This window comes from Pseudomonas sp. FP2254 (genome assembly GCF_030687695.1).
Taxonomy (GTDB): Bacteria; Pseudomonadota; Gammaproteobacteria; order Pseudomonadales; family Pseudomonadaceae; genus Aquipseudomonas; species Aquipseudomonas quebecensis.
Map to the genome: position 1 here is coordinate 2,806,301 of NZ_CP117444.1, position 14,206 is coordinate 2,820,506.

The following is a 14,206-nucleotide window of genomic DNA, read 5'->3' on the forward strand; positions in this document are numbered from 1 at the left end:
AACTAAGGAAGGTCACCGTGAACATACGCAAATCAGGGGTCATCACCGCCGTACTGGCCAGCCTGGGAACGGCCCAGGCCGCGCCCTACGTGGAGACCGGCAAGCTGGGCGACGCCGCCAGTTGGCGCAGCAACGAGTTCAAGGCCGACTGGGGCTTGGGCGCGGTACATGCCGACACCGCCTATGCCGCCGGTTACACGGGCAAAGGCGTCAAACTGGGCATCTTCGACCAGCCGGTGTACGCCCAGCACCCGGAGTTCGCCAGCCCCGGCAAAGTCGTGACGATTGTCACCGAGGGCATTCGCCAATACACCGACCCTTATATCCCGGTCAAAGCCGGCGATGCGTTTCGCTATGACGGCACCCCATCCCTGGGCTCCAACGGCAAACTGGGCAACCACGGCACCCACGTCGGTGGAATTGCCGCCGGCAACCGTGACGGCGGGCCGATGCACGGCGTGGCGTTCAATGCGCAGATCATCAGTGCCGAAAACGGCGACCCGGGGCCGGAGGACGGGATCATCCTGGGCAACGACGGCGCGGTCTACAAGGCCGGCTGGGACGCCCTGGTGGCCAGCGGCGCGCGCATTATCAACAACAGTTGGGGTATCGGCATCGGCGACCAATACGCCAAGGGCGGTCGCGATCCGGCGTTCCCCAACTTCACCGTCAACGAAGCGCGGGCGCAGTTCGACACCATCCGGCCGATCCTCGGCACCCTGGGCGGCGGTGCCTATGACGGTGCGATCAATGCCGCGCGCAGCGGGGTGCTGACCATCTTCGCTGCCGGCAACGATTACAACCGCAACAATCCGGACGCGATCTCGGGGCTGGCGTACTTTGTGCCGGACATCGCGCCCAACTGGCTGTCCGTGGCCGCGCTGCAGCAGAACCCGGATACCAGCAGCCCCAACCCGTATGTGATCAGCACGTTTTCGTCGCGCTGCGGTTATGCGGCGAGTTTCTGCGTGTCCGCACCGGGTACCAAAATCTACAGTTCGGTGATCAATGGCACCAGCCTGGAGAACCTCACCACCGACTACGCCAATTTCAACGGCACCTCCATGGCCGCGCCCCACGTGGCCGGCAGCGCGGCGGTGTTGATGGAACGCTTCCCGTACATGAGCGGCGACCAGATCTCCACGCTGTTGAAAACCACCGCCACTGATCTGGGCGCCCCGGGCATCGACTCGCTGTATGGCTGGGGCATGATCAACCTGGGCAAGGCGGTGAACGGGCCGGGGATGTTCATTACCGCCGAGGATATTCCTGCCGAATTCCGTATCGACGGGGCGTATGGCAGCGGTCAATTTGTTGCGGACCTGCCGGGGATCGGCGCGGTGGTGGACGCCGGCAAACCGACCCAGCGCGTATGCACCGACGTGCACTGCGGGCTGGATGTGTGGAGCAACGACATTGCCGGGCATGGTGGCCTGACCAAGCAGGGTATCGGTGCCCTGGTGCTGACCGGCACCAACACGTACAGCGGCCCGACTCTGGTGAATCAGGGACTGCTGGCAATCAACGGTTCGGTGACATCGGCTGTGACCGTTGGCCAGAGCGGTGTGCTCGGCGGCTCCGGTCGCGTCGGTTCGCTGCTGGCGACTCGCGGCGGCACGGTGGCGCCTGGCAATTCCATCGGTACGCTGAATGTGGCCGGTGACGTGACCTTTGAGCCCGGCTCGACCTATGCGGTGGAACTGTCACCTACCAGCAGCGACCGCATCGTGGCCGGCGGTACCGCCACCCTCAACGGCGGCACTGTGACCCTGGCCCTGGAAAACAGCCCGACCTTGCTCAGCGCGGCGCAGGCGCAAAGCCTGATCGGTCGCCAATACAACATCCTGCAGGCCGCCGGCGGTATCAATGGCAGTTTTGCTGCGGTACTGCCCGACTACCTGTTTATCGGCGGCACCCTGGACTATGCGGCCTCGGGCGTGCAACTGGACGTGGTGCGCAACGCCAACAGCTTCGCCAGTGCCGCCGCCACCGATAACCAGCGCGCCGTGGCTTCCGCCGCCGAGCGACTGGGAGCGGGCAATGCGGTGTATGAAAGCCTGCTGACCGCGCCGAATGCCGCTTCGGCGCAGGACGCGTTCCAACAGTTGTCCGGTGAAATCTACCCGGCGTTGCAGACGGCATTGCTCAATGACAGCCGCTACCTGCGCGAAGCCGTGGGCGAGCGCCTGCAGAACGGTGAGATGGGCACCGCCAGCCAGACTGTCGACAGCCGGGGCAATGTGTGGGTCAAGGCATTGGGGGCGTGGGGCAAGACCGACAGCCGCAGCGACACCGCGGGCTACACCACCTCCATCGGCGGCATGCTCGCCGGCGTCGACGGCGCGCTGGATGACGACACTCGTGTGGGTTTGGTCGCCGGCTACAGCGACACCTCGCTCAATATGGGCAGCGGCACCCACTCGCGGGCCGCGGTCGACAGCTACCACTTCGGTGCTTACGCCGGGCATGAAATCGGTGCCTGGCGCCTGAGCGGCGGCGCCACCTACAGCTGGCATCGCGCCGATGTGAAGCGCGACCTGCAATACGGTGAAGTGGCCGGCAAGCAGAAAGCCAAAGTCGATGCGCGCAGCACCCAGGTGTTCGGCGAAGCGGCTTACCGTGTCAACCTGCAACCCCTGGCGCTGGAGCCCTTCGCCAACCTGGCCTATGTGCACCTGGACACCGATGGCGTCACCGAAAAAGGCGACGCCGCCGCGCTGAAAACCCGCGACGACCGTCGTGACGTGGTGCTCAGCACCCTCGGCATGCGCGCCCTGAAAACCTTCAACGTCAATGACCACCAGACACTTGAGGTATCCGGCACCTTGGGCTGGCAGCACAACCTGAGCAGCGTGGATGCCGAACAGCACCTGGCCTTTGCCTCGGGCGGCCCGTCGTTCGCCGTGGAAAGTGCGCCAATGGCCCGTGATGCGGCGTTGGTGGGCGCTCGCGTGAGCCTGGCGTTGAGCAAGGAGGCGCGGGTGAATTTTGACTACAACGGTCTGCTGGCGAGCAAGGACAAAGTGCATGGCGTGGGCTTGAGCCTCGACTGGGCGTTCTGAGCCGAGAGCGGGCTTGCTGTGGCAAGCCCGCTCACTACCGTGACAAGCGTTTAGAGGGTGATGGACGTTCTCGATAAATTTAACAACAAGAGAGGCAATATCATGGGTGTGTTTGATTATAAGAACCTTGGAGCCGAGGGCTCCAAAGCGTTGTTTGCCGATGCCATGGCGATCACGTTGTACACCTACCACAACCTGGATAACGGCTTTGCCGTCGGCTACCAGCACAACGGCCTGGGCGTCGGCTTGCCGGCAACGCTGGTCGGCGCAGTGCTCGGCAGTACCGATTCCCAGGGCGTGATCCCAGGCATTCCCTGGAACCCGGATTCAGAGAAGGCCGCGCTCGAAGCGGTACAGAAGGCCGGCTGGACCCCCATCAGCGCCAGCACCCTTGGGTATGCCGGCAAAGTCGACGCGCGGGGAACATTCTTCGGCGAAAAGGCCGGCTACACCACGGCGCAGGTCGAGGTCCTGGGTAAGTACGATGGCGCGGGGCAGTTGCAGGAAATCGGCATCGGCTTTCGCGGCACGTCCGGCCCAAGGGAGAAGCTGGTCACCGACTCTATCGGCGACTTGGTCCACGACCTGCTCGCGGCGCTGGGCCCCAGGGACTACGCGAAGAACTACGCGGGTGAGGCATTCGGTGGCCTGCTCAAGAACGTCGCCGAGTACGCGGCGGCCCACGGCCTGAGCGGCAAGGACGTGGTGGTCAGCGGCCATAGCCTCGGTGGCCTGGCAGTCAACAGCATGGCCGATTTGAGCGATGCGAAGTGGTCCGGGTTCTACAAGGATGCCAACTACCTGGCCTACGCCTCACCCACCCAGAGCGCCGGCGACAAAGTGCTCAATGTCGGCTACGAAAACGACCCGGTGTTCCGCGCCCTGGACGGCTCGTCCGCCACCCTGTCGACACTCGGCGTGCACGATAAGCCCCACGAGTCGACCACCGATAACATCGTCAGTTTCAACGACCACTACGCCTCGACCTTGTGGAATGTGCTGCCGTTTTCAATCGCCAATCTGCCGACCTGGGTCTCCCACTTACCCACCGGCTACGGCGATGGCATGGGGCGCATTCTTGAGTCCGGGTTCTATGCGCAGATGAACCGGGACTCGACGATTATCGTCGCCAACCTGTCCGACCCGGCACGGGCGACCACATGGGTGCAGGACCTGAACCGCAACGCCGAACCGCATAAGGGCGATACCTTCATCATCGGCAGCCATGGCGATGACCTGATCCAGGGTGGCAAAGGCGCGGACTTTATCGAAGGCGGCAAGGGTAATGACACGATCCGCGACAGCAGCGGGCATAACACCTTTTTGTTCAGCGGGCAGTTTGGCCAGGATCGGATTATCGGTTATCAGGCCACGGACAAGCTGGTGTTCCAGAACGTGGCGAGCAGTGGGGATTACCGTGATCACGCCAAGGTGGTAGGTGCCGATACGGTGATCAGCTTTGGTGGGGACTCGGTGACGTTGGTGGGGGTTAGCGGGATGTTGGGGGAGGGGGTTGTGATCGGGTAAAGGGGCAGGGAGGGGAATGTTGTCGGTTGGCCGCTATCGCAGGCAAGCCGAACCGTCGCACCGCCCCTCCCGCAGGTTTTGGCAGTGGTTCAGTCTTCTTTGCGGACGGTGGCGACTTCATCGGCCTTGACGCGGATGCGCTTGCCGGCGATGTCGGTGAATTCGTAGAACCCGTCGGCGGTCTTGGTTTTCGGCGAATCCTTGGTCAAATACTGCGTGCCGTTTTGCAGCGTCACAACGGTTTGTGTGGAGCAGCCGGCCAATACCAGAAAAGTGAGTGCAACCAGCGGTAGACCCAAATTCTTCATGTTCATAACCCTTACCTTTCACCTTGAAAAACCCCGCGTCACAGGCAGCGGGGCATAAATGTTACGCCATTGGCTTTCCCATCTGATCACTTTTATACAAAAAGTTGCGTGCGCCATTTATCTATTACTGATTGCAACACGGCTTTGACGGCGTCACTCTGTATGCATAACCAGTATTTGATCCTTGCGCGCCATGCCCAGCCCTCTCGACGACCCCCTTTATTACCTGCATAACTTCCGTCAGGTCCTGCACTGGCTGGGGCAGCGCTATGCCGACCTGCTCGATGCGGACGAACAGCATTTCATTCAGCAATTCGACAGGTTGCCCCAGGCGTCCCAGGCCTTGCTGGTGCGCATGGTCATGCGCAAAGGCGTGCACTTTCGCGCAGGCAAGCTCAACTACGTAGAGATTGGCTGCCCGCACGCGGCCGCCAGGCCGTTGTTGGCGTTGGGGTGGGTTGACGCGCACAGTCTATTGGCCTTCGAAGCGCTGTTCGCTTTGCTGCAAAAGAGTGAGCTGCTGGCGACGTTCAAACCCTGGATCGAGCAACCCAAAGGCAAAAAAGCCGACTGGCTGGAGGGGTTGGCCGCTCGGTTTACCCAGCCGCGCAGCTTCGCGCACTGGTGCCCTGAGCTTGGCGATGCGCTGTACAGCCTCACCGTGATGGAGCTATGTGACCGCCTGCGCTTGATGTTTTTTGGCAACCTGCACCAGGACTGGTCCGAATTCGTGCTGGCGGATCTGGGCATCTACACCTATGAAAAAGTTGAGTTCTGCGCCGAATCCCGCGGCCTGCGCAGCCGTGACGACGTGCATGGCTTTCTGTTCCTGCACCAGTGCCAGCAAGCGTTTGAAAGCGGCGAGGCACTGGATGCGATATTGGCCCGTGTCGCCAGCCTGGGCACCGACAACCCATGGCTGGAAAAACGTCGGGCCAAGCTGTTGTTTCAGATAGGCCAATATTGCGAGCGCAGCGCCGAATTGGAGCTGGCGCAGCAGATCTATCGCGCGTGTACCTACCCCGGCGCGCGCGCGCGTTTGATCCGCGTGCTGGAGCGTCAGGAGGATTACGCCCAGGCGTTGGCCCTGGCCAGCGTCGCGCAACAGGCGCCCGAAAGTGCTGCCGAGCAGCAGCACCTGCTGCGCGTAGTGCCGCGCCTGCGACGCAAACTCGGTGAGCCGGCGCTGCCCAAACCCAGGGCTCGCCCCGTTACACGCCTGGATCTGGACCTGGCAGTGCCCGACGCGCTGATGTCGGTGGAATACTGCGTGCAGGCCCATCTCAGCGCGCCGGACGCGCCGGTGCATTACGTGGAAAACGGCCTGATCAACTCGCTGTTCGGCCTGCTGTGCTGGGAAGTCATTTTCGCGCCGTTACCGGGGGCGTTTTTCCATCCGTTCCAGCGCGGGCCGGTGGACCTGCACAGCGAAGATTTCCACCAACGCCGCGCGCCGCTGTTCGCCGCGTGTTTCGAGCAGCTGCAGGATGAGCGCTACAAGACCACCATCCGCCAGCGTTACCGCGATAAATGGGGTATCCAGTCACCGTTCGTGTTCTGGAACCTGCTCAACGAAGAGCTGTTGGAACAGGCCCTCGAATGCCTGCCTGCCACCCACCTGTGCCGCTGGTTCGAACGGCTGTTGCTGGACATCCGAGCCAATCGCACGGGCATGCCCGACCTGATCCAGTTCTGGCCCGCGCAAAAGACCTACCGCATGATCGAGGTCAAGGGCCCCGGCGATCGCCTCCAAGACAACCAACTGCGCTGGCTGGAATTCTGTGCTCAATACCAGATGCCCGTCACGGTCTGCTACGTGCGCTGGGCGGAGCAAACCGCTTGAGTTACAGCGTGGCGGTACGCGCCCTGTGTGAGTTCACCGCCAAGGTCGGCGACCTGGACCTGCGTTTTACGCCATCGCCCAGCGCTCAGGAAGGCATCGCCGGCCACCGCACCGTTGCGTCGCGCCGTAGTCCACACTACCAGAACGAAGTGGCCCTGGAAGGCGAGTACCAGCAACTCAAGGTGCGGGGCAGGGCGGACGGCTACGACCCGGACCACAATCGCCTGGAAGAAGTCAAAACCTACCGAGGCGACCTCGAGGCCCAACCGGCCAACCACCGCCAGCTGCACTGGGCTCAGGTCAAAGTGTATGGCTGGCTGATGTGCCAGAAGCTGGGCCTGACGCAGATTGATCTGGCGCTGGTCTACTTCGATATCGTCGGCGAGGGCGAGACGCTGCTCAGTCAGCGCTTCGAGGCCGAAGCGCTGCACCTGTTCTTCAACGCGCAATGTGCACGCTTCCTCCATTGGGCACAGCAGGAAATGCAGCACCGCGAAGCGCGTAACCGCACCGCGCAGACCCTGGCGTTCCCCCACGCCGACTTTCGCCCGGGCCAGCGCGCATTGGCCGAATCGGTCTACAAGGCGGTCAGTACCGGCCGTTGCCTGATGGCCCAGGCACCGACGGGCATCGGCAAGACCATCGGCACGATTTTTCCGCTGCTCAAGGCTCTGGCTCCGCGGCAACTGGACAAGGTGTTCTTTCTGACCGCCAAGACCCCTGGCCGCAAACTGGCCCTGGATGCGACCCAGGTGCTGTTTACCCATAGCCCCGACCTGCAATTACGCGTGCTGGAACTGGTGGCGCGGGACAAGGCCTGTGAACACCTGGATAAAGCCTGCCACGGCGAGTCCTGCCCCTTGGCCAGAGGGTTTTACGACCGCTTGCCCGCCGCTCGTCTGGCTGCGTCCCGCCTACGCCTGCTCGACCAGCGCGGTGTGCGCGAGGTGGCCCTGGCTCACGACGTCTGCCCGTATTACCTGAGCCAGGAAATGGCGCGTTGGGCTGACGTGGTGGTAGCGGACTACAACTATTATTTTGACGTCGGCGCCATGTTGTTCGGGCTGGCCCAGCTCAACCAATGGCGCGCCGCGGTGCTGGTGGATGAAGCCCATAACCTGGTGGAGCGTGCGCGTGGAATGTACAGCGCCAGCCTTGATCAGTACCGCCTCAAGACTTTGCGCGACTGCGCACCCGAGGCCCTGAAAAAACCCTTGCAGCGCCTGAACCGCGAGTGGAACGCGCTGCATAAGGCGCAAGTGGCGCCGTATCAGGCGTATGACGCCAGGCCCGACAAGCTGTTGAACGCCCTGAGCCTGTGTGCCAGCGCCATGGGCGATCATTTCAATGAGCATCCCGAGGCCCTGGCGGGTGACCTGCAGGCCTTTTACTTTGACGTGCTGCAATTTGGCAAAGTGGCCGAGCTGTTCAACGAGCACTTTATTTTCGACATCACTAAACGGTCCTTGGGCGGCAAACGCAGCAGCTCGACCCTGTGCCTGCGCAATGTAGTACCGGCCGAGTTCATCCGCCCACGGTTGACCGCTGCCCGCAGCAGCGTGCTGTTTTCCGCGACCTTGAGCCCACGTCATTACTACGCCGACTTGTTGGGCTTGCCTGCGGATACGGCGTGGATCGACGTGGCGTCACCGTTCAAGGCCGAGCAACTGCAGGTTCGCATTGTCGATGAAATCTCGACCCGATTTGCGCACCGCGAGGCTTCACTTGAACCCATCGTCGAGTTGATCGCCCGGCAATTCGCGCGCGCACCCGGCAATTACCTGGCGTTTTTTTCCAGCTTCGATTACCTGCAACAAGTGGCGCAGTGTCTGCTCGAGCGGCACCCGTACATCACGCTGTGGCAGCAGTCACGCGGCATGTCCGAGGCCGAGCGCCAGGGCTTTCTCGACCAGTTCACCGAACACAGCCAAGGGGTTGGCTTCGCCGTGCTCGGCGGCGCCTTTGGCGAGGGCATTGACTTGCCTGGCGCGCGGTTGATCGGCGCGTTTATCGCCACCCTGGGCTTGCCGCAATTGAACCCGATCAACGAAGAGATGAAGCGGCGCATGAGTGCGATTTTCGGCGCGGGTTACGACTACACCTACTTGTATCCAGGCCTGCAGAAGGTCGTGCAGGCGGCCGGCAGGGTTATCCGCAGCCAGCAGGACGAAGGTGTGGTGATGTTGATCGACGACCGTTTCGGCGAGGCGCGTGTGCGGTCATTGCTGCCGAGATGGTGGGCGATATCGTCATAAGAACACCTCCAACGACAGCGCCGCGTTCAAGCACCTGATGCACTGATCACCTCGCCATTATCGCGAGCGAACCCCTGCGTGATCACACCACTTCAAGGTACGAACGGTGGATTGCCCGCGCCAATTCGCGCACGGTGTCGATGAAATCCGTCAACCTGCTGTGCAGGCCGTCCTCAAGAATTTCGTCGATCCCGGTGTAGCGCAACCGCGCCTCAAACTCCGCCGCCAGCCGTTGCGCCGTGCGCCCGTAGCTGCCTGGCAGGTCCGCCAGGATCTGGCTCAGTTCCTCGATGCAGGCGTGCAACGAACGCGGTACGTCGCTGCGTAACAACAGCAACTCCGAGACCGAGCGGGCATTCAGCGCATTGGGGTACAGCTGCGTGTACGCCTCAAAAGACGACAACGCACGGAGCAGGGCGCTCCACTGGTAGTACCCGCGCGCCGACAGATCGCTGACCTCTTCGGACTCTTCGCCAAACATCTCATAGCGCGCATCCAGCAGGCGCAACGTGTTGTCTGCGCGCTCGACAAAGGTGCCCAGGCGAATGAAACGATAGGCGTCGTTGCGCATGATGGTGCCTGAGGTTGCGCCGCGAAACAGGTGCGAACGCTGCTTGACCCAGTCACAGAAATGGCTGATGCCGTGTCGGGCCAGGCCGCCGGCGGCGATGCTGCGCATTTCCAACCAGGTGGCGTTGAGGTTTTCCCACATGTCGGCAGTGATACGCCCGCGTACCGCATGGGCATTGCCGCGCGCGGCCCGGAGGCAGTTGTAGATACTGGCCGGGTTTTCCTCGTCGAGCGCGAAGAAGTGCAGCATGCGTTCGGCATCCAGTTGAGTGTGGCGTTCCAGATAGCTGTCCAGCGTGCCGCTGCTGAGCAACGACATGGCCAGTTCGTCCAGGCCGTCGCTGCGCCCGGCCTGGGGCATCAATGACAGCGAATAACTGACTTCGAGCATGCGCGCCAGGTTCTCGGCGCGCTCCAGGTAGCGCGACATCCAGTACAGGTCTGCGGCGGTTCTACTTAACATGATTCAGCCCTCCACCACCCATGTGTCCTTGGTTCCGCCGCCTTGCGACGAGTTGACGATCAACGAACCTTCCTTGAGGGCGACGCGGGTAAGCCCGCCCGGCACCAGGCGAGTCTCCTTGCCGGACAGCACGAACGGCCGCAGGTCGATATGCCTGGGAGCGATGCCATTTTCGACAAAGGTCGGGCAGGTCGACAGGCTCAGGGTCGGTTGGGCGATGTAAGCATGCGGGCGAGCCTTGATGCGCTGGCGGAAATCCTCGATCTCAGCAGCGGTGGACGCCGGGCCGACCAGCATGCCGTAGCCGCCGGAGCCCTGGGTCTCCTTGACCACCAGTTGCTCAAGGTTGGCCAGCACGTGGGACAGCTCCGCCGGTTTGCGGCACTGAAAGGTCGGCACGTTCTGCAGCACCGGTTCTTCTTCCAGGTAAAAACGGATCATGTCGGGCACATACGGGTAGATAGACTTGTCATCGGCAACGCCGGTACCGATAGCATTGGCGAGCACCACATTACCGGCGCAATAGGCCGCAACCAGGCCAGGTACGCCGAGCATTGATTCGGGGTTGAACGCCTGCGGGTCGAGGAACGCATCGTCGATGCGTCGGTAGATCACGTCGACAGCCTTGGGCCCGTCGGTGGTGCGCATGAACACCTTGAGGTCATGCACGAACAAGTCGGCGCCTTCTACCAGCTCAACCCCCATTTCCCGCGCGAGAAAGGCATGTTCGAAAAACGCGCTGTTGAAGCGGCCAGGGGTGAGCACCACCACGTTGGGGTTGTCCAGGCGGCTGGAACTCTTGAGGGTCTTGAGCAAAAGGTTGGGGTAATGATCCACCGGGGCGATACGTTGCCTGGCGAACACTTCCGGGAACAACCGCATCATCATCTTGCGGTCTTCGAGCATGTAGCTCACGCCGCTGGGCGTGCGCAGGTTGTCTTCCAGCACGTAATAAGTGCCATCGCCATCGCGAACCAGGTCGACACCGGAGATGTGCGAGTAGATATCGCGGTGCAGGTCCAGGCCGACCATCGCCTTCTGGTAACCCTCGTTGCCCAGTACCTGCTCCGCCGGAATAATACCGGCCTTGATGATGCGCTGATCGTGGTAGATATCGGCGAGAAACAGGTTCAGCGCATTGACGCGCTGGATACACCCGCGTTCGATCATGCTCCACTCAACCGCGGGAATGCTGCGGGGGATGATGTCGAAGGGGATCAGGCGCTCGGTGTCCTGCTCGTCGCCGTACAGAGTGAACGTGATCCCGGCGCGGTGAAACAGCAGATCGGCTTCACGACGACGCTGGGCCAGCAGTTCCGGCGGCGTATTGGCCAGCCAGCGGGAGAAATCCTGATAGTGCGCACGGCACACGCCGTTTGCATCATTCATTTCATCAAAGAAAGATCGAGCCATTCCAGTACCTTGTCAGTGCCCGTGGCTAAGCAAGCGGCACTGCCGTTTTAAAAAACGCATGTTTTTATGAGCCCGTGGCGTACAGCGGCAGCGGGCCTGGACCTTACTTTCCGAGGATGTAGGCTCTGGGTGGGGTAGTTACCAATGCTCCTGTTTGCAAACAGATGAATCCATAAAGCAATGCCTGTGCCGAAACCCCTCTGTCCGCCTGCCGCCCGCCCCGTAGTGAGCGAGCTTGATAGCGTCGAAGCCCCCCATCCACCCACCCACACCCCAACTCGGTGCAAGCCGACTCACCCGAAAAAAACGCGCACCACTCCAGTGCACAACAAACTTGAACTCCCTACCCACCCCTTTCGTCTAACTAGGCCTATACACCCCGTGGACCACCCCCGTGCCCAGAATTATCTCCCCCGATACCCCGGAAACGGCGTTGACCGACCACAGCGAACACAACGCCAAGATCTTCGGCTCGCCCAAGGACCGCCTGGACTTCTACCGTCGCGAGATCCAGTACGAAACGTCCATCCTGGCCAACCGTACCGACGCCTACCTCACCGCCCAATCGTTCCTGGTCATCGCCTTCGTGTCCGGCATGGGCAATCTCAACCCCGAGTGGGGCAAGCTGTTCACCCTGATCGTGCCGCTGTTCCTGGCACTGCTGGGCATCCTCAGCTCGCTCAATGCCTGGCCAGGCATTCGCGCCGCGTACGACATCATCGATCACTGGCACTTCAAGCAGAGCCAATTGCTGCACAGCGAGCCGGTAATGGGCCTGGCCTATGACGAGTCGCCGCTGTTTTCCGAGCGCGAGTCTTCCCATAAGGGCTATCGCAAATCCCTGCTGTTTTCCGTGCGGACACCTTGGATTTTCATGGTGTTCTGGATTCTGCTGGGGGCCTATGCGTTCTACATCCAAGTGGATAACCCTGGCTCGTAAGCAATTTGAACTTCAACGCCGCTCACGGAACCTTAGCTTTACGCAGCACGTGATTTTCCTGATAACTGCGAAGAGGTGAGCCATGAGTGACAGCAACGATCCCCAAGTCAGCGGCCGTAACGATCCCGCCATCGACGGTGGCGAACCCGCCCCGGCCACGGGTGCCGACGCGCCCAAAGACACCGATGCTCCCACCGATCCGAAGGCCAGGGACAACGACTTCAGCCCCGACTTCAAGCCGGAACCTGAGCACAAGCCCGACACCGACGCCGATATCGATACTCAGGGCGGCTAAAGGAGACAGTCATGTCAAAAGAACTGGAAGAAGAACTCAACGATCCAGGCAATGAAGATCCCGGCTCACTGATGGACGACGCCGAGGTGCCTTTGAACGATCTGGACGATGCCGCCGACGTCGGCAACACCGAACTGACGGACCCTGCGCCTTAAGCCCGCGCAGGGTTTTTTCGTTCATACCAGGCCAGCATGGGCTGGGTACTCAGCCCATGAACCACGATGCTCAATGCAATGACCGAGACTGTCAGGTTTACCGCCACCGCGCTGCTCGTACCCACCAACCCATGGTTGAGCGCATAGAACAGGTAGTAAATACTGCCGATCCCGCGGATCCCGAACCAGCCCATCAGGCCTCGCTGGCGCACATCGATCAGCCGGCCCCACGGCATCGCCAGTACGCTCAGTGGCCGCACCACACAAAACAGCAGCGCCGCCACCGGCAGTGCGCGCCAATCCCAGTGACTGATCAGCACGATCCCGAGCAGGGTCACCAGAAAGACTTCCATCGAACGTTCCACCAGGCTTCCGAAGGACAGCATGTCGCCCATCATCACGCCTGCGGCGATCTGCGTTTCCTCAAGCTCCGTGACGTCGCCCTGCAGGGCCCGCTCAGGCTCTACTTCCAGATGGCCCACCACCGGCAGAGCCAGGTGCTCCGAGGGCGTCGATGAATTGCCCGTGGACCTGAATTCAGCCTGGCGCAGGCCCAGCCCCGCCGCGAATACCGACAGGAAACCGTAGCCACCGACGGCCTCGGCCGCCACGTACGCCAAGGCAATCAGCGCCAGCGTCAGGTAGTCGTTGGGTGAAAGTGTGCTGTCTGAATGGGTGATACGCAGCCACAGGGTCACGCGGCCGATGCCCCGGCCCATCCAATAGCCGATCAGCAACCCGCTCGGCACGGCCCACAGCAAATTCTTCATCAGCCAGCCGCCGAGCCAGTCGCCTTCGAACCCGCCGTGCTGCATGAACATCAGCGCGAAGATCACAAACGGAAACGCCGTGCCATCGTTCAAACCCGCCTCGCCGGACAGGCCAAAGCGCAGCGCGTCATAGTCCTGTGCATCGTTCACCTGGACCAGCCCCGCCAATACCGGATCGGTCGGCGCAAGAATGGCGCCCACCAGCAGGGACACGCCCCAGGACAGATCGAACAGATAATGCAGCCCCAGGCACACGCCGAGGATAGTTAGCAGCATCACCGGACCCGCCATGCCAAAGGCGACGCGCCAGGTGCGATGTTTGAGCGGCAGGCGCAGCTTCAGGCCGCTGACGAACAGAGAGAACAGCACCGCGACTTCGGTCAGGTGCTCCATCCAGCGCGCAGAGCCTTTGATATCCAGGTCCAGCAGGTCGATGCCCAATGGGCCGATGGCGATCCCCAGCAACAGGCATACCGCCGAAGTCGTGACCGGCATCCAGCGCAGGTAGGAAGAGGTGAGGGCAAGGGTCAGTAACACTGCGCCCAATACGGCCATCCATAAAATAAACGTCATCAGCGTGTACCGGGCCGTGGTCTATCCAGGTT

11 protein-coding genes are annotated in these 14,206 nt (G+C 61.8%); 7 read left to right on the top strand and 4 right to left on the bottom strand.

The annotated features are described in order from the left end of the window. The first annotated feature begins 17 nt into the window (after positions 1–17). On the top strand, positions 18–3,062 hold the full coding sequence (locus PSH94_RS12880; RefSeq protein ID WP_305437705.1) for an autotransporter serine protease: 3,045 nt from the start codon (positions 18–20) through the stop codon (positions 3,060–3,062). A 102-nt stretch (positions 3,063–3,164) separates the two neighbouring features. Next, positions 3,165–4,589: a lipase gene (locus PSH94_RS12885; protein WP_181079478.1), complete on the top strand. Its 1,425-nt coding sequence runs from the start codon at positions 3,165–3,167 to the stop codon at positions 4,587–4,589. Between the two features lie 89 nt (positions 4,590–4,678). Here PSH94_RS12885 and PSH94_RS12890 read toward each other — a convergent pair whose 3' ends face one another. Next, positions 4,679–4,903: a YgdI/YgdR family lipoprotein gene (locus PSH94_RS12890; RefSeq protein WP_181079477.1), complete on the bottom strand. Its 225-nt coding sequence runs from the start codon at positions 4,901–4,903 to the stop codon at positions 4,679–4,681. Positions 4,904–5,090: 187 nt separating this feature from the next. Here PSH94_RS12890 and PSH94_RS12895 point away from each other — a divergent pair, with 187 nt between their 5' ends. Together PSH94_RS12895 and PSH94_RS12900 are read left to right on the top strand one after the other, a co-directional pair. Further along, entirely contained in the window at positions 5,091–6,740 is a 1,650-nt protein-coding gene (locus tag PSH94_RS12895) for a VRR-NUC domain-containing protein (RefSeq protein WP_181079476.1), read from the top strand. Then, the gene (locus tag PSH94_RS12900) at positions 6,737–8,995 is read left to right on the top strand and encodes an ATP-dependent DNA helicase (RefSeq protein ID WP_305437706.1); all 2,259 of its coding nucleotides are present in this window, start codon (positions 6,737–6,739) and stop codon (positions 8,993–8,995) included. Before PSH94_RS12895 ends, PSH94_RS12900 begins: the two co-directional genes overlap by 4 nt. A gap of 82 nt (positions 8,996–9,077) precedes the next feature. Here the strand turns inward: PSH94_RS12900 and PSH94_RS12905 are convergent, their stop codons facing one another. Next, a complete protein-coding gene (locus PSH94_RS12905) occupies positions 9,078–10,028 on the bottom strand; it encodes an alpha-E domain-containing protein (protein ID WP_285428236.1) in 951 nt (316 codons plus the stop codon). A gap of 3 nt (positions 10,029–10,031) precedes the next feature. After that, entirely contained in the window at positions 10,032–11,441 is a 1,410-nt protein-coding gene (locus PSH94_RS12910) for a circularly permuted type 2 ATP-grasp protein (protein WP_285428235.1), read from the bottom strand. A gap of 394 nt (positions 11,442–11,835) precedes the next feature. Between PSH94_RS12910 and PSH94_RS12915 the strand changes: the two genes are divergently transcribed. The 3 genes from PSH94_RS12915 to PSH94_RS12925 all read left to right on the top strand — a co-directional run bounded on the left by PSH94_RS12915 (position 11,836) and on the right by PSH94_RS12925 (position 12,831). Then, the gene (locus tag PSH94_RS12915; protein WP_181079472.1) at positions 11,836–12,381 is read left to right on the top strand and encodes a hypothetical protein; all 546 of its coding nucleotides are present in this window, start codon (positions 11,836–11,838) and stop codon (positions 12,379–12,381) included. 82 nt (positions 12,382–12,463) lie between these two features. Continuing rightward, the gene (locus tag PSH94_RS12920) at positions 12,464–12,676 is read left to right on the top strand and encodes a hypothetical protein (protein WP_181079471.1); all 213 of its coding nucleotides are present in this window, start codon (positions 12,464–12,466) and stop codon (positions 12,674–12,676) included. Positions 12,677–12,687: 11 nt separating this feature from the next. Further along, entirely contained in the window at positions 12,688–12,831 is a 144-nt protein-coding gene (locus PSH94_RS12925; RefSeq protein ID WP_181079470.1) for a hypothetical protein, read from the top strand. Here the strand turns inward: PSH94_RS12925 and PSH94_RS12930 are convergent. Further along, positions 12,828–14,174, bottom strand: coding sequence for a sodium:proton antiporter (locus PSH94_RS12930; protein ID WP_285428234.1), 1,347 nt, complete (start codon positions 14,172–14,174; stop codon positions 12,828–12,830). The genes PSH94_RS12925 and PSH94_RS12930 overlap by 4 nt on opposite strands. Positions 14,175–14,206: the final 32 nt, after the last annotated feature.